The following is a 14,984-nucleotide window of genomic DNA, read 5'->3' as shown; positions in this document are numbered from 1 at the left end:
CCGGTTATGGTCGGGCAGGCATGGAGGTGGGCCATGTATCTGACTCAGGGGTTGCGACGCGCAGCGCAGATCCGGCCGTTTGAGGAATCCACTGTCTTCAGGGAACGACGGCGGGTCTGGTCGGAGACGGTGGACCGTGTGGCGCGAATCGCGGGTGGACTCAAAGAGGTCGGAGTGCAACTCGGCGATCGCGTCGCGATCCTGGCGCTCAACAGTGATCGCTACTTCGAACTTCTGTACGCCATCCCGTGGCTCGGTGCGGCCGTCGTGCCGCTGAACACGAGGCTGGCAATACCGGAGATCCGCCACATCCTCGAAGATTCCGGCGCGCGCGTCCTGTTCGTCGACGGCGCTATGCAAGAGCATGCCGCTGCGCTGGCGGATCTGTCGACAATCGAAGCGGTGTTTTATCTTGACGACGACACGCCGCCGACGGGTGCGCTGTCATTTGAAGACCTTGCGACCGGACCTCCGGCCGCAGATTCGGGCGCGGGTGGTGACACGCTGGCCGGTCTGTTCTATACCGGTGGCACCACGGGCAAGACCAAGGGTGTGATGCTCAGTCACAACAACCTGGTGTGGAATGCGATGAACACCATCGCCGGAATGTATTACGACCAAGACATGGCCTACCTCCATTCCGCCCCGATGTTCCACCTGGCAGATGGCGGTGCAACATTCGGTGTCACGATCTGCGGCGGACGCCACGTCTTTGTTCCTCGTTTCGATGCCGTCGACTGCCTGCAGACCATGGAGCGCGAGAAGGTCACGCACGCCGTGTATGTGCCGACCATGATCAACATGCTGATCAGTTCTTCCACAGTGGGCGAAGTCGATCTGTCGAACCTCGAATACATCACGTATGGTGCGTCGCCGATGCCGGAAGGCATGTTGCGCAAGGCAATTGACACCTTCCCCACCTGCGGGTTCATTCATGCCTACGGTATGACCGAGGCGTCCCCTGGCTTGACCATGCTGCCGCCGCGCTACGCCACACTTGACGGGCCGTTTGCCGGCCGTATCAAGTCGTGCGGGCAGGCGGTGCTCTCGGCCGAGTTGAGAATCGTCGGTACGGAGCGAAAGGAGTTGCCGCGGGGCACGGTTGGTGAGATCGCGGCGCGCGGTCCGATGATCATGCAGGGTTACTGGAACAAGCCCACTGAGACGTCAGCGGTGCTTGCAGACGGCTGGCTTTACACCGGCGACGCGGGCTTCATGGATGACGAGGGTTTCGTGTTCATCGTCGATCGGGTCAAGGACATGATCATCACGGGCGGTGAGAACGTCTACTCGGCCGAAGTCGAGAATGCGATCTCTCTCATGCCGGGTGTCGCCGAAGTGGCGGTCATCGGCGTACCCGACCCCAAGTGGGGTGAGTGCGTGCACGCGATCATCGTGCCGACGGCTGGAGCCGAGCTCAGGGCAGAGGATGTGATCGCGCATTGCAACACACAGATCGCCGGTTACAAATGTCCGCGCTCTGTCGAGTTCCGCGACACACCGCTGCCGCAATCCGGACCCGGCAAGATACTGAAACGACAACTGCGCGAGCCCTTCTGGGGAGCGGGCGAGAACGCGGGTGCTCCGAGCGGACAAGCCTAGCCGTGCCGCGCCGCTTCTTGAGCGAGCTTTACCCGCGAGGTGTCGTGACGAAAATTAAGAGCCCGTGTAGGTTTCGGGGTCCGGCCGGAAACGGGTGCCGTCGTTCAGCCCGTTGAGTGTGGCCATGTCGTCGTCGCTCAGCTCGAAGTCGAAGACCTCGATGTTCGACTTGATCCGCTCCGGCGACGACGACCGCGGAATGACGATATTGCCGAGCTGAATGCTCCACCTGATGAGCACCTGCGCCGCCGTCTTGCCGTTCGCCTCCGCCACAGAAACGACTGCCGGGTTGTCCAACAGGTTTCCGACGCCCAAGGGACCGTAGGCCTCGGTGACAATGCCGTAGTCGGCGTTGGTCGCGCGCAATTCCGCCTGGTTCAGCAGCGGGTGCAATTCGATCTGGTTGATCGCCGGCGTGAAGTAGGACAGGTCGATGACGTTGGACAGATCCTCGGCGTGGAAATTCGCCAGGCCGATCGACTTGGTGTCGCCCTCTTCCTTTCGCTTCATCAGACCGCCCCAGCTGTCTACGTACTTACCGGGGTCACCGGCCGGCCAGTGGATCAGGTACAGGTCGACGTACTCGAGGCCGAGACGTTCGAGGCTGGCCTTCAGCGCGTCCTGCGACGCCTGGAACCCCTGATCCTTCGTCGCCAGCTTGGTGGTGACGAACACCTCTTCGCGCGGAATTCCGGACGAGGCGATCGCGCGGCCAACGGCGGCTTCGTTTCCGTAGGCCGACGCGGTGTCGATCAATCGGTAGCCGGCCTCCAGCGCAGCGGCCACCGACTGTTCGGTCTCGGATTCCGACAACTCGCCGACGCCGAGACCGATCACCGGAAGGGTGTTCCCGTCGTTCAGAGTGACGGCGGGGATCGCACCGGGCGAGGGGGTCATGTCACCTAACCTGTGAAGTCGAAGGTCCGAGGATCGGGACCCAACCGTGATCCATCGCTGCCGAGCGAGGAAATGGACGCCATGTCCTGCTCGCTCAGTTCAAGATCGAACACGTCGAAATTACTCACAATTCGCTCGGGGGTCACCGATTTCGGGATGACTATATTGCCGAGTTGGATATGCCACCTAATCAGTACCTGTGCCGGCGTTTTCCCATGCCGGTCGGCGACCTCGGTCACCGTCGGATTGTCGAGTAGCGCACCCTGGCCCAATGGGGCCCACGCCTCCGTGGCGATGCCCAGTTGTCCGTGCACCTGACGCAGCTCCTCCTGCGGAAACAGCGGGTGTAGTTCGACCTGGTTGACGGCCGGGACGATGCCGGTCGCGTCCACCAGAATTCGCAGGTGCTCTGGCTCGAAATTACTGACTCCGATCGATTTGATGCGGCCTTCGTCGCGCAACCGAGAGAACGCCTTGAACGTGTCGACGAACGTGTTCCTCGCGGGCAACGGCCAATGGATCAAATACAGGTCGAGGTAGGAGTCCGATCCATTGAAGCCCAATTTGTCCATGCTGCGGTCGAACGCCTTGAGGGTGGAGTCGTAGCCCTGGTCGGAGTTCCACAGCTTGGTGGTGATGTAGACGTCCTCGCGGGACAGGCCCGACTTCGCGAGCGCCTGTCCGACCCCGCGTTCGTTCCGGTACGCCGCGGCCGTGTCGACGTGGCGGTAGCCTGCCTCGAAGGCCGTGGTCACCGCGCGTTCGGTGTCATCGGGGGGTGTCTGGAAGACACCGAGTCCGACCTGAGGGATCGGGTTACCGTCGTTCAGCGTGATCGAAGGAGAAGCCATGACTTCGAGTCTGCCAGTCCAGACCGAGAAAACGCCGACAGGCGGCAAGGCCCGGTTGGTGAAGCTCGGCGGCACGAGTCTGCGGGCCCTTCCGCACATCCCGCGGTCCGTCAAAAGGGTGCTGCTCGGTGGTCGTTCGGTCGTCATCGACGGCAACACCCTTGATACGACACTGCAGTTCATGCTCTTCGGCCAGAACAGATTGGGCCTTGGAAGTCTGATCCTGGATCCCGACGTCCCGACAGCTCGCGCGCTGTTGAGGATGCTGACGGACAGCTTCAGACAGGACATCCCCGTCGCATCGGTGACGAACCTCGTCATTCCCGGATCGGTCGGGGCCATCCGTGCGCGTCATTACCGACCGATCAGCGGCGATGGCGCGCCGCTGCTGGTGTTTTTCCACGGTGGCGCAATGGTGGTCGGCGATCTCGAGACGCATGACGACGCGTGCAGGCAGATCTGCCGGGAGGGCGGCATGCATGTGTTGTCGGTCGACTACCGGCTCGCGCCGGAGCACAAAGCGCCTGCCAGTGTCGACGACGCGTTCACCGCATTCACCTGGGCCCTTGACCACGCCGCGGAGTTGGGAGCCGACGTCGGCCGAGTGGCGGTAGGGGGCGACAGCGCCGGTGCGAACCTCGCCGCGCTGGTTTCGCTGCGCGCCCGTGACGAGGGTGTTCAGCTCCCGGCGCTGCAATTGCTGTTCTATCCGGTGACCGAATGGAATGCGCAGACGCGGTCGCGAACGTTGTTCGGCGACGGGTTCTTTCTCACCCGGGGGGACCTGGAGTTCGGCCTCGAGAAATACATCGACGGCGCGGACGTCGATGCGGCCGATCCGCGGGTATCGCCGCTGCTGGTAGACGACCTGTCCGGACTGCCGCCGGCGCTGGTGCTGACCGCCGGCTTCGATCCGCTGCGCGACGAAGGCAGGCAGTACGCCGACGCTCTGCGCGCGGCAGGCGTGGAGGTCGACTACCGAGAGTTCCAATCGCTGATCCACGGCTTCCTCAATTTCTTCCCGGTCGGGGGCGACAGCGCGACCGCCATCGCGGAATCGATCTCAGCGCTACGGGCTCATCTGGCCCGCACGTGAGAAACCTGGGAAAGGCCGCCGGTACTCTTAGCGCGTGGCTTCGAAACCGAAATACGACCTGAACGCCTCCGACCGCAAGCGCAATCGCGCGGTCCAGATCGGCCTGACCGCGATCGTCGTGATCTTCGCCGTGACGCTCGTGATGTACATCGTGCTGTCGGCCGACGAAAAGCCGACCGCGGGCCAGGCGGATCCGATCCGGGTCACTTCGACATCTGCTCAGTTGATCAAGAAGGAAGGCACCGACGAGCCCAAGGTGGTCCTGGGGCTTTACGAGGACTTCCTGTGCCCGGCCTGCCGCAGCTTCGAGCAGCAGTTCGGTCCAACGGTGAACAAGCTGATCGATTCGGGTGCTGTCGCGGCCGACTACTACATGGTGTCGATCCTGGACCGCCAGGGCGACGGCTACTCGACGCGGGCCGGTAACGCCGCGTACTGCGTCGCCGGCGATTCGATCGAGGCGTTCCGTCGGTTCCACGCCGCGCTGTACGCACAGCAGCCCCAGGAGGGCGTCGGCCCGTTCCCCGACAACGCCCGGCTGGCCGAGATCGCGCGTCAGGCAGGCGCCGCGGGCGAGGTTCCCCAGTGCATCTCCAAGGAGACAAACGCCGACATGGTGTCGGGACTCGCCGCGGCCACCAAGGTCAACTCGACACCGACGATTCGCATCAACGGTGAGGACTACAGCCCGACCACTCCTGAAGCACTGGTCGCCAAGATCGAGGAGATCGTCGGCAAGCTGCCCGCCTTCGACGCCGGTGTACCGCCGCCAGCCGCCGAGCCGACGCCCCTCGCACCTCCGCCCGGCGCACCGGCACCAGCACCTGCGCCATGACCGTGACCACACCCAGCACCGTCGAGCCGCGCGAACCCGCGTCGGCGCAGGCGACGGGTGTCACAGTCGGTAGGCCCAGCGCGATCTGGGTGCTGATCGCCGGTGTCCTCGGCCTGGCCGCCGCGGTGACACTCACGGTCGAGAAGATCGAGATTCTGATCAACCCCGACTACGTGCCGTCGTGCAGCATCAATCCGGTGCTGTCGTGCGGTTCGGTGATGATCACTCCGCAGGCGTCGGTCTTCGGATTCCCCAACTCGCTGATCGGCATCGTCGGGTTCACCGTCGTGTTGGTGACCGGCGTGCTCGCAATCGCCAAAGTCGATCTGCCGCGCTGGTATTGGACGGGTCTGGCGATCGGCACCTTCCTGGGCGTCGTGTTCGTGCACTGGCTCGCATGGCAGAGCCTTTACAGCATCGGTGCATTGTGCCCGTACTGCATGGTGGTGTGGGCCGTGACGATCCCGCTGTTCGTCGTCGCGACGTCGATCGCCACGGGGTCTGCGACATCCAGTCGTCTCGTACACGTGCTTCATACGTGGCGCTGGTCTTTGGTGGCGCTGTGGTTCACCGGTGTGCTCCTGCTGATCCTGGTGCGCTTCTGGGACTACTGGTCCACCCTTCTCTAGAAAGACGACGGGGCTTAGCGGTGATATCCAAGGTCCTGGTGGCCAATCGCGGCGAGATCGCTATTCGTGCTTTCCGGGCGGCCTACGAGATGGGCATCACCACCATCGCGGTGTACGCACACGAGGACCGCAACTCCCAGCACCGCCTGAAGGCCGACGAGTCGTATCAGATCGGCGATATCGGCCATCCCGTGCGTGCGTACCTTTCGGTCGACGAGATCATCCGCGTCGCGCAGCAGGCGGGTGCCGATGCCGTGTATCCCGGGTACGGATTCCTCTCGGAGAACCCGCAACTGGCCGCGGCGTGTGCGGACGCCGGGATCACGTTCATCGGCCCCAGCGCGGAAATTCTCGAGCTGACGGGAAACAAGGCCCGCGCGATCGCGGCGGCGCGCGATGCCGGTCTGCCGGTGCTCAATTCGTCGGCACCGTCGTCGTCGGTCGACGACCTGGTCGCGGCGTCGGAGTCGATGGAGTTCCCGCTGTTCGTCAAGGCGGTGTCCGGCGGTGGTGGGCGCGGTATGCGGCGCGTCACCGATGCGGCCGCGCTGGGTGAGGCGATCGAGGCGGCCAGTCGTGAGGCCGAGTCGGCGTTCGGAGACCCGATGGTCTACCTCGAACAGGCGGTGCTCAACCCGCGCCACATCGAGGTCCAGATCCTGGCCGACAAACACGGCAACGTGATGCATCTGTTCGAGCGTGACTGCAGCATGCAGCGGCGCCACCAGAAGGTCATCGAATTAGCCCCTGCGCCAAACCTTCCCGCCGAGTTGCGTGATCAGATGTGTGCCGATGCGGTCGCCTTCGCGCGTTCCATCGACTACACCTACGCGGGCACCGTGGAATTCCTGCTCGACGAGCGCGGCCATTACGTGTTCATTGAGATGAACCCGCGCATCCAGGTCGAGCACACGGTCACCGAGGAGATCACCGATGTCGATCTGGTGGCCAGCCAGCTGCGGATCGCCGACGGCGAGAGCCTGGAGGACCTCGGTCTGAGCCAGGACACGCTGCAGATCCGCGGTGCGGCGATGCAGTGCCGGATCACCACGGAGGACCCCGCCAACGGATTCCGCCCCGACACCGGCCGCATCACGAGCTACCGGTCGCCGGGTGGTGCGGGCATTCGCCTCGATGGCGCAACGCATTTGGGCGCTGAGATCGGGGCGCACTTCGACTCACTACTCGTCAAGCTGACCTGCCGTGGACGCGATTACGCGGCGGCGCTGGCTCGGTCCCGGCGTGCGCTGGCGGAGTTCCGGGTGCGTGGTGTGTCGACGAACATCCCGTTCCTGTTGGCTGTCGTCAACGATCCCGACTTCCGGGCGGGACGGATCACCACGTCGTTCATCGACGACCGGCCGTACCTGCTGACCGCGCACACCCCGGCTGACCGCGGCACCAAGATCCTCAACTATCTGGCCGACGTCACGGTCAATCAGCCACAGGGACCGCGGCCGTCCACGGTGTATCCGTACGACAAGCTGCCCGACATCGATCTGTCGGAGCCGGCGCCCTCCGGCTCCAAACAGCTGCTGACCGAACTCGGGCCCGACGGGTTCGCCCGGTGGATGCGCGAATCGAAGGCGGTCGGCGTCACCGATACGACGTTCCGCGACGCTCACCAGTCACTGTTGGCGACCAGGCTGAGGACCAACGGCCTGGTCATGGTCGCGCCCTACATCTCGCGCATGACGCCGCAGTTGTTGTCGGTGGAGTGCTGGGGTGGTGCGACTTACGATGTGGCGCTTCGGTTCTTGAAGGAAGACCCATGGGAGAGGCTCGCCGCCCTGCGTGAAGCGCTGCCGAACATCTGCCTGCAGATGCTGCTGCGCGGACGCAACACCGTCGGCTACACGCCGTATCCGGAGTCGGTCACTCGCGCGTTCGTTGAGGAAGCGACCGCGACGGGTATCGACATCTATCGCATCTTCGATGCGCTGAACAACGTCGAGTCGATGCGCCCAGCCATCGATGCGGTCCGCGAGACGGGCACGTCGATCGCCGAGGTCGCAATGAGCTACACCGGTGACCTCTCGGATCCGGGGGAGAACCTCTACACCCTGGACTACTACCTCAAGCTGGCCGAGCAGATCGTCGACGCCGGTGCGCATGTGCTGGCGATCAAGGACATGGCGGGCTTGCTGCGCCCGCATGCGGCCAGCGTGCTGGTCGGTGCTTTGCGCTCCCGGTTCGATCTGCCGGTGCACGTGCATACCCACGACACCCCGGGTGGGCAGTTGGCCACCTATGTGGCGGCGTGGCAGGCCGGCGCCAACGCGGTCGACGGCGCCTCAGCACCGTTGGCGGGAACCACGAGTCAGCCCGCACTGTCGTCGATCGTCGCCGCGGCCGTGCACACCGAGTACGACACCGGTCTGTCGCTGTCGGCGGTATGCGATCTCGAGCCGTATTTCGAGGCATTGCGGAAGGTCTACGCGCCCTTCGAGTCTGGGCTTCCCGCGCCGACGGGGCGGGTGTATCACCACGAGATCCCCGGTGGTCAGCTGTCGAACCTGCGCCAGCAGGCGATCGCGCTCGGGTTCGGGGACCGCTTCGAGGAGATCGAAGGCAATTACGCTGCCGCGGACCGGATTTTGGGTCGGTTGGTGAAAGTGACGCCGTCGTCGAAGGTGGTTGGTGATTTGGCGTTGGCGTTGGTGGGTGCCGGCATCAGCGCCGACGAATTCGCGGCAGACCCGGCACGGTTCGACATCCCGGACTCGGTGATCGGATTCCTGCGCGGCGAACTCGGCGACCCGCCCGGCGGCTGGCCCGAACCGCTGCGCACCAAAGCGCTGGCCGGACGGCCGCCGGCCCGGCCCACCGAAGAGCTGTCCGAGGAGGACGAGTCGGCGCTGGCGCAACCGGGTGTGACTCGACAAGCAGCGTTGAACCGGCTGCTGTTCCCCGGGCCGACAAAGGAATTCGAGGCTCATCGCGAGCTGTACGGTGATACCTCCAGCCTGTCGGCCAACCAGTTCTTCTACGGTCTGCGCCACGGCGAGGAGCACCGCGTCAGGCTTGAAAAAGGCGTGGAGTTGTTGATCGGGTTGGAAGCGATCTCCGATCCCGACGAACGCGGGATGCGCACCGTGATGTGCATCTTCAACGGTCAGTTACGTCCGGTCGTGGTGCGGGACAACAGTATTGCCACCGAGGTGCCCGCCGCCGAGAAAGCCGACCGGTCCAACCCCGACCATGTCGCCGCGCCGTTCGCCGGAGTCGTCACCGTCAGCGTATCCGCGGGCGACAAGGTCGACGCGGGGCAGACCATCGCCACCATCGAGGCCATGAAGATGGAAGCCGCGATCACCGCACCCAAGGCCGGCCAGGTCGACCGCGTCGCAGTATCGGCGACCGCACAGGTCGAAGGTGGCGATCTGCTCGTGGTGGTCAGCTGACCCGCATTATCGCCGGCACCCTCGGTGGACGGCGAATCGCGGTGCCGCGCAGTGGAACCCGCCCGACCACCGACCGGGTTCGGGAATCGCTGTTCAACCTGCTGACGGCTCGCGTGGAACTGTCCGGACTGTCGGTTCTCGATTTGTACGCCGGCTCGGGCGCGCTCGGCCTTGAGGCGATGTCCCGTGGAGCGGAGTCGGCGGTGTTCGTCGAATCCGACCAGCGGGCCGCGGCCGTCATCGACAAGAACATCGCCACGCTCGGCGTGAAGAACGCGTCGGTGCGGCGCGGCACGGTCGCCACAGTGCTGGCTTCGGGCGCCGCGCAGCCCGTCGACCTGGTGCTCGCCGATCCGCCCTACACCGTGGACGTGGGCGAACTCGACAGCGTGCTCTCCGCTTTGACCCGGGGCGGATGGACGACGACCGGGACTGTGGCCGTCGTCGAACGCCCGACGTCAGGTCGGGCACTGACGTGGCCCGACGGCTGGGACGTGTGGCCATCGCGTACGTACGGCGACACCAGGCTGGAACTCGCCGAGAGGGCGTGAGCTGCCTGTAGCGTCGTTCCCCATGAGCGGCGCCGTATGCCCGGGATCTTTTGACCCGGTAACGCTGGGTCACGTGGACATCTTCGAGCGCGCGGCAGCGCAGTTCGACGAGGTCGTCGTCGCTGTGCTGGTCAACCCGAACAAGAAGGGGATGTTCAGCCTCGACGAGCGCATCGCGATGATCGAGGAATCCACGACGCATCTGCCGAACCTGAGGGCGGAGTCCGGTGAGGGTCTGGTGGTCGACTTCGTGAAGACCCGCGGGCTGACCGCGATCGTCAAGGGCCTGCGCACCGGGACGGATTTCGAATACGAGCTGCAGATGGCGCAGATGAACAAGCACATCGCTGGCGTCGACACCTTTTTCGTCGCCACGACGCCGACGTATTCGTTCGTGTCCTCGTCGCTGGCGAAGGAGGTCGCATCGCTCGGCGGCGACGTCTCCGCGCTGTTGCCCGAGGCTGTCAACGTGCGATTGCAGGGCAAGCTCAAGGGTTAACCGCCCACTGACGGGGTAGGCAATTAGTGGCGCGCAGCCCCCGCGCCGCCCATTTCCCCATGAGCATTGGAGTGATTGCTGTGGTTGAGACATTTGTCCAGTCCACTGACGACGTCGTGAAGTTTCTCAAGGATCAGCACAATCTGATCAAGGACATGTTCGAAGAGGTATTCAACGCAACGGAGACCAAAGCGCGCGAGACGGCCTTCGTCGAATTGCGTCAATTGCTGGCAGTACACGAGACCGCCGAGGAGATGGTGGTCCACCCGCGGGTGCGCCACGAGGCGGCCAACGGCGACGAGATCGTCGACGCCCGCCTGAAGGAAGAGCACACGGCCAAGGAAATGCTGTCCAAGCTCGAGAGCATGGACATCGATTCCCCGGAGTTCATCGCCGAGCTCACAGTGTTCCGTGACGCGGTCGTCGAGCACGCCGAGCACGAGGAGATCGACGAGTTCACCAAGCTCGAGCGCAACCTCACGGCGGATGATCGCGGTCGGATGGCCAAGGCGGTGCTGGCCGCGGAGGCCATCGCGCCGACCCGTCCGCACGCTGGCGTGGAGAGCGCGAAGGCCAACTTCATGGTCGGCCCGTTCGCGTCGATGCTCGACCGGGCGCGCGACGCGCTCGCCGCTGCCGTCCGCTAGTCACAGGCGACGATGCGCCGGACCGGTGTGTTGACATAATGTTGCACGAAACTGAGCAGACGGAACTGCGGCCTGGGCAGCAGTGACACAGCAATCAGCAGCAAAGATGCGACACACCGTGTTCGGTAGCTGAGTCACAGGCGTAACACCAGGCACACTGGTAACTGTCAACTACGCCTGGAGGGTGTTGCCGTGTACCGAGTATTTGAAGCGCTCGACGAGCTGGGCGCGATTGTGGAAGAAGCGCGCGGCGTGCCCATGACGGCAGGCTGCGTAGTGCCCCGCGGCGATGTCCTCGAGCTGATCGACGACATCAAGGACGCGATCCCCGGCGAACTCGACGACGCCCAGGATGTTCTGGACGCGCGCGACTCGTTGCTGCGTGAGGCCAAGGAGCACTCCGGATCCATGGTGTCCTCGGCCACCGCCGAGGCGGATTCCCTGGTCAACCACGCCCGTGCCGAGGCCGATCGGCTGCTGGCCGATGCAAAGTCGCAGGCTGACCGCATGGTCGGCGAAGCCCGACAGCACAGCGAACGCATGGTCGGCGAGGCCAGAGAGGAAGCCTCCCGTCTGGCAGCCACCGCCAAGCGGGAGTACGAGGCAAGCACCGGACGCGCCAAGAACGAGGCTGACCGGCTCATCGAGAACGGCAACCTGGCATACGAAAAGGCTGTGCAGGAAGGCATCAAGGAGCAGCAGCGGCTGGTCGCGCAGACTGAGATCGTCCAGACCGCCACAATGGAAGCCACCCGCCTCATCGACTCGGCACACGCTGAGGCGGACCGGTTGCGCGGCGAATGCGACATCTACGTCGACAGCAAGCTGGCCGAGTTCGAGGACTTCCTGAACGGCACACTGCGCTCGGTGGGCCGCGGCCGGCATCAATTACGGACCGCTGCTGGGACGCACGACTACGCAGCTCGCTAAGCCCTGGGACGGCCGCCGTAAGATCTACCCTTATGGCGACGCATGCGAAGTCGGCGGCGCGGCGCGCGTCGGATTCGCCGCTGGTGCTGAATATCTCCAGGCTGGGGCGTAGACCCGGATCCATGATGACCGTCGCTGAAACGGTGCCCAGCCCGGTGCGCATCGGGCTGGATCTGATCGCGATCGACGAGGGCGCCCCGCTGGATCTGGATCTCCGGGTGGAGTCCGTCTCCGAGGGCGTACTGGTGTCCGGCACAGTCTCTGCCCCCACGTCGGGTGAGTGCGCGCGCTGTCTGACGCCGATCGCCGGGCACGTCGAGATCTCGATCACCGAACTGTTCGCCTACCCCGACAGCGCCACCGACGAGACCACCGAGGCCGACGAGATGGGGCGCGTGGTGGACGACACCGTCAACCTCGAGCAGCCAATCATCGACGCCGTCGGTTTGGCGTTGCCGTTCGCGCCGCTGTGCGGACCGGACTGTGTCGGCCTGTGTCCGGATTGCGGAGTCCCCCTGGCGACAGCCGAACCCGGTCACCACCACGAGAAGCTCGATCCGCGCTGGGCCAAACTCGCGGGCATGTTCGACACTGTCGGCGGGGCCGACAATTTCGACACTGTCGGCGGGGCCGACAATCCCACTGAGGACACCCGTGACTGACCGCGCGCCGCTGCTCAAGGCATTGGGAGTCGACCTCCCCGAGGAACTGCTCACCATTTCACTGACCCATCGCAGCTACTCGTATGAGAACGGCGGCCTGCCCACCAACGAGCGTCTGGAGTTCCTCGGCGACGCCGTTCTCGGGCTGACCATCACCGAGGAGCTCTATCACCGCCACCCCGATCGCACCGAGGGGGATCTGGCCAAGCTGCGGGCCAGCATCGTCAACACCCACGCGCTGGCCGATGTCGGTCGTGAACTGTCAGACGACGGGCTCGGCGCCTACCTGTTGCTGGGTAAGGGCGAGGAGAATTCCGGCGGTGCGGGTAAGGCTAGCATCCTTGCCGACGGTGTCGAATCACTGCTTGGTGCAATCTATTTGGAGCACGGAGTTGTCACCGCGCGCGAAGTGATCCTGCGTCTGTTCGCGTCGCTGCTGGACACCGCGCCGACACTGGGCGCGGGACTGGACTGGAAGAGCAGCTTGCAGGAGCTGACTGCATCCCGCGGCATGGGTGCGCCGTCGTACGCGGTGACGTCGACGGGCCCCGATCATGACAAGGAATTCACTGCGACGGTGATCATCGCGGAGACTTCCTACGGCAGGGGGGTCGGCCGCACGAAGAAAGAAGCCGAACTCAAGGCGGCCGCCGCGGCGTGGAACGCGCTGAAGTCCGCCGCGGAAGACGATGCCTGAGCTTCCCGAAGTCGAGGTCGTTCGCCGGGGTTTGGACGCGCACGTCGTCGACAGGACCATCACCGCTGTGCGGGTTCATCATTTACGTGCGGTGCGCCGTCACGAAGCCGGACCCGCCGATCTGACGGCGCGGTTACTCGATTCGCGGATCGTCGGCACGGGACGGCGCGGGAAGTACCTGTGGCTCACACTCGATGACGGCACGGCGCTCGTCGTCCATCTCGGGATGAGCGGGCAGATGCTGCTCGGGCCCCTGCAGCGCGAGGACCACTTGCGGATTGCTGCGCTGCTCGACGACGGCACCGCGCTGAGCTTCGTCGACCAGCGCACGTTCGGCGGCTGGATGCTCGCCGACGTCGTCACAGTCGACGGCACCGACGTTCCGTTTCCCGTCGCGCACGTGGCCCGCGATCCGCTGGATCCGGAGTTCAACCGCGATGGCGTCGTTACGGTGTTGCGGCGCAAGCACTCCGAGATCAAGCGGCAGCTGCTCGATCAAACGGTGGTGTCGGGGATAGGCAACATCTATGCCGATGAGGCGCTGTGGCGGGCGAAGGTCAACGGTGCGCGGCTGGCTTCGTCACTGTCGCGGGCGAAGCTGGCTGAGGTGCTCGACGCAGCGACCGAGGTGATGACCGAGGCGCTCGGCCAGGGCGGTACGTCCTTCGACTCGCTATACGTCAACGTCAACGGCGAGTCCGGCTACTTCGAACGATCGCTGGACGCTTACGGTCGCGAGGACGAGCCGTGCCGGCGCTGTGGGGCGATCATGCGTCGGGAGAGGTTCATGAACCGCTCGTCGTTCTACTGCCCGAAATGCCAACCGCGCCCGCGCGTGCGGCGCGATTGAAGCCATCGCTCGTTTGTCCCGCACGCAACGCCAATGCCACCGACCCACGTTTTGCAGAGGTTCTCTCGCACTTTCTCTGCACATCGTTGCTCGCTGTGACAACAGGTGCGGGAATGAAACGCGATGTCGCCCGGTAGAACTAGATAATGACTGAACTGTGGGTTGAGCGCACCGGCGCGCGCCGCTACACCGGGCGCAGCACACGTGGTGCCGAGGTACTCGTGGGCAACGAAGACGTCGAGGGCGTCTTCACCCCCGGCGAGCTGATGAAGATCGCGCTCGCGGCCTGCAGTGGGATGGCGAGCGACGCGCCGTTGCAGCGCCGTCTCGGCGAGGACTACGCGACCACGATCAGGGTGTCGGGTCCGGCGGACCGTGAGCAGGAGCGCTACCCGCTGCTCGAGGAACGGATGGAACTCGACCTGTCCGCGCTGTCGGAGGACGAGCGGGCGCGGGTACTCACGGTCGTGGAGCGGGCGATCGATCAGGTGTGCACGGTGGGCCGCACCCTGAAATCCGGTACCAAAGTGACATTTGAGGTTGATGATGCAGGAGTTAGCTGAGGTACGACTGACCGCGTGGGTGCACGGCCACGTCCAGGGGGTGGGGTTCAGATGGTGGACCCGGTCGCGCGCGTTGGAACTCGGGTTGACCGGATACGCGTCGAACAGGCCCGACGGCCGCGTTCAGGTGGTCGCCCAGGGCCCTCAAGAGTCTTGCGAAAAGCTACTTGACCTGCTGCAAGGCGGCGGTACGCCCGGACATGTCGCCAAAGTGATCGCGGATTGGTCAGAAGTCGGCGAAACGCTATCGGGGTTCACCGAGCGTTAGCCT

General features: G+C 64.7%; 16 protein-coding genes. 14 read left to right on the top strand and 2 right to left on the bottom strand.

Going from position 1 to position 14,984, the window contains the following annotated elements; translation table 11 throughout:
- The first annotated feature begins 33 nt into the window (after positions 1-33).
- Positions 34-1,602 carry a long-chain-fatty-acid--CoA ligase gene (locus ACIA48_RS07645; protein ID WP_396729340.1) on the top strand — a complete coding sequence of 523 codons (1,569 nt, stop codon included), beginning with the start codon at positions 34-36 and terminating at the stop codon, positions 1,600-1,602.
- A 54-nt stretch (positions 1,603-1,656) separates the two neighbouring features.
- On the opposite strand, the gene ACIA48_RS07640 is transcribed toward ACIA48_RS07645, so the two are convergent.
- Entirely contained in the window at positions 1,657-2,499 is an 843-nt protein-coding gene (locus ACIA48_RS07640) for an aldo/keto reductase (protein ID WP_396729338.1), read from the bottom strand.
- Between the two features lie 5 nt (positions 2,500-2,504).
- The gene (locus ACIA48_RS07635; protein WP_396729335.1) at positions 2,505-3,350 is read right to left on the bottom strand and encodes an aldo/keto reductase; all 846 of its coding nucleotides are present in this window, start codon (positions 3,348-3,350) and stop codon (positions 2,505-2,507) included.
- On the opposite strand from ACIA48_RS07635, the gene ACIA48_RS07630 reads away from it, so the two are divergent.
- From ACIA48_RS07630 to ACIA48_RS07570, 13 genes are all read left to right on the top strand, one after another.
- Entirely contained in the window at positions 3,349-4,446 is a 1,098-nt protein-coding gene (locus ACIA48_RS07630; protein ID WP_396729332.1) for an alpha/beta hydrolase, read from the top strand. The genes ACIA48_RS07635 and ACIA48_RS07630 overlap by 2 nt on opposite strands.
- Positions 4,447-4,480: 34 nt before the next feature.
- Positions 4,481-5,281, top strand: coding sequence for a thioredoxin domain-containing protein (locus tag ACIA48_RS07625; protein ID WP_396729329.1), 801 nt, complete (start codon positions 4,481-4,483; stop codon positions 5,279-5,281).
- Positions 5,278-5,910: a vitamin K epoxide reductase family protein gene (locus ACIA48_RS07620; protein WP_396729326.1), complete on the top strand. Its 633-nt coding sequence runs from the start codon at positions 5,278-5,280 to the stop codon at positions 5,908-5,910. Before ACIA48_RS07625 ends, ACIA48_RS07620 begins: the two co-directional genes overlap by 4 nt.
- Positions 5,911-5,930: 20 nt before the next feature.
- Positions 5,931-9,314, top strand: a complete 3,384-nt coding sequence (locus ACIA48_RS07615) for a pyruvate carboxylase (protein WP_396729323.1) — start codon at positions 5,931-5,933, stop codon at positions 9,312-9,314.
- Complete coding sequence (gene rsmD / locus ACIA48_RS07610) at positions 9,311-9,865, top strand: 16S rRNA (guanine(966)-N(2))-methyltransferase RsmD (protein ID WP_396730691.1); 555 nt, start codon at positions 9,311-9,313, stop codon at positions 9,863-9,865. Before ACIA48_RS07615 ends, rsmD begins: the two co-directional genes overlap by 4 nt.
- A 22-nt stretch (positions 9,866-9,887) precedes the next feature.
- Entirely contained in the window at positions 9,888-10,364 is a 477-nt protein-coding gene (gene coaD, locus ACIA48_RS07605; protein ID WP_396729320.1) for a pantetheine-phosphate adenylyltransferase, read from the top strand.
- Between the two features lie 80 nt (positions 10,365-10,444).
- Positions 10,445-11,011: a hemerythrin domain-containing protein gene (locus ACIA48_RS07600; RefSeq protein ID WP_396729317.1), complete on the top strand. Its 567-nt coding sequence runs from the start codon at positions 10,445-10,447 to the stop codon at positions 11,009-11,011.
- A 192-nt stretch (positions 11,012-11,203) separates the two neighbouring features.
- Positions 11,204-11,941, top strand: coding sequence for a cell division protein SepIVA (gene sepIVA, locus ACIA48_RS07595; RefSeq protein WP_396729314.1), 738 nt, complete (start codon positions 11,204-11,206; stop codon positions 11,939-11,941).
- A gap of 32 nt (positions 11,942-11,973) precedes the next feature.
- Positions 11,974-12,603 carry a YceD family protein gene (locus ACIA48_RS07590; RefSeq protein WP_396729311.1) on the top strand — a complete coding sequence of 210 codons (630 nt, stop codon included), beginning with the start codon at positions 11,974-11,976 and terminating at the stop codon, positions 12,601-12,603.
- Entirely contained in the window at positions 12,596-13,300 is a 705-nt protein-coding gene (gene rnc / locus ACIA48_RS07585) for a ribonuclease III (protein WP_396729308.1), read from the top strand. Before ACIA48_RS07590 ends, rnc begins: the two co-directional genes overlap by 8 nt.
- Positions 13,293-14,150, top strand: a complete 858-nt coding sequence (mutM, locus tag ACIA48_RS07580; RefSeq protein ID WP_396729305.1) for a bifunctional DNA-formamidopyrimidine glycosylase/DNA-(apurinic or apyrimidinic site) lyase — start codon at positions 13,293-13,295, stop codon at positions 14,148-14,150. Before rnc ends, mutM begins: the two co-directional genes overlap by 8 nt.
- 146 nt (positions 14,151-14,296) lie before the next feature.
- Entirely contained in the window at positions 14,297-14,713 is a 417-nt protein-coding gene (locus ACIA48_RS07575) for an OsmC family protein (protein ID WP_396729302.1), read from the top strand.
- Entirely contained in the window at positions 14,697-14,981 is a 285-nt protein-coding gene (locus tag ACIA48_RS07570; RefSeq protein WP_396730689.1) for an acylphosphatase, read from the top strand. The genes ACIA48_RS07575 and ACIA48_RS07570 overlap by 17 nt, the downstream gene beginning before the upstream one ends.
- Positions 14,982-14,984 lie beyond the last annotated feature (3 nt).

Source organism: Mycobacterium sp. NPDC051804, from assembly GCF_044452905.1.
Taxonomy (GTDB): domain Bacteria; phylum Actinomycetota; class Actinomycetes; order Mycobacteriales; family Mycobacteriaceae; genus Mycobacterium.
The sequence above is the reverse complement of the archived record's forward strand: the minus strand, read 5'-3'. Positions and strand labels throughout refer to the sequence as shown.

Bases quoted from the DNA above. Each gene is read 5' to 3' on its own strand.
- ACIA48_RS07645 (WP_396729340.1), top strand. From the start codon at position 34: ATGTATCTGACTCAGGGGTTGCGACGCGCAGCGCAGATCCGGCCGTTT.
- ACIA48_RS07640 (WP_396729338.1), bottom strand. From the start codon at position 2,499: ATGACCCCCTCGCCCGGTGCGATCCCCGCCGTCACTCTGAACGACGGG.
- ACIA48_RS07630 (WP_396729332.1), top strand. From the start codon at position 3,349: ATGACTTCGAGTCTGCCAGTCCAGACCGAGAAAACGCCGACAGGCGGC.
- ACIA48_RS07635 (WP_396729335.1), bottom strand. From the start codon at position 3,350: ATGGCTTCTCCTTCGATCACGCTGAACGACGGTAACCCGATCCCTCAG.
- ACIA48_RS07620 (WP_396729326.1), top strand. From the start codon at position 5,278: ATGACCGTGACCACACCCAGCACCGTCGAGCCGCGCGAACCCGCGTCG.
- coaD (WP_396729320.1), top strand. From the start codon at position 9,888: ATGAGCGGCGCCGTATGCCCGGGATCTTTTGACCCGGTAACGCTGGGT.
- ACIA48_RS07590 (WP_396729311.1), top strand. From the start codon at position 11,974: ATGGCGACGCATGCGAAGTCGGCGGCGCGGCGCGCGTCGGATTCGCCG.
- mutM (WP_396729305.1), top strand. From the start codon at position 13,293: ATGCCTGAGCTTCCCGAAGTCGAGGTCGTTCGCCGGGGTTTGGACGCG.
- ACIA48_RS07575 (WP_396729302.1), top strand. From the start codon at position 14,297: ATGACTGAACTGTGGGTTGAGCGCACCGGCGCGCGCCGCTACACCGGG.
- ACIA48_RS07570 (WP_396730689.1), top strand. From the start codon at position 14,697: ATGCAGGAGTTAGCTGAGGTACGACTGACCGCGTGGGTGCACGGCCAC.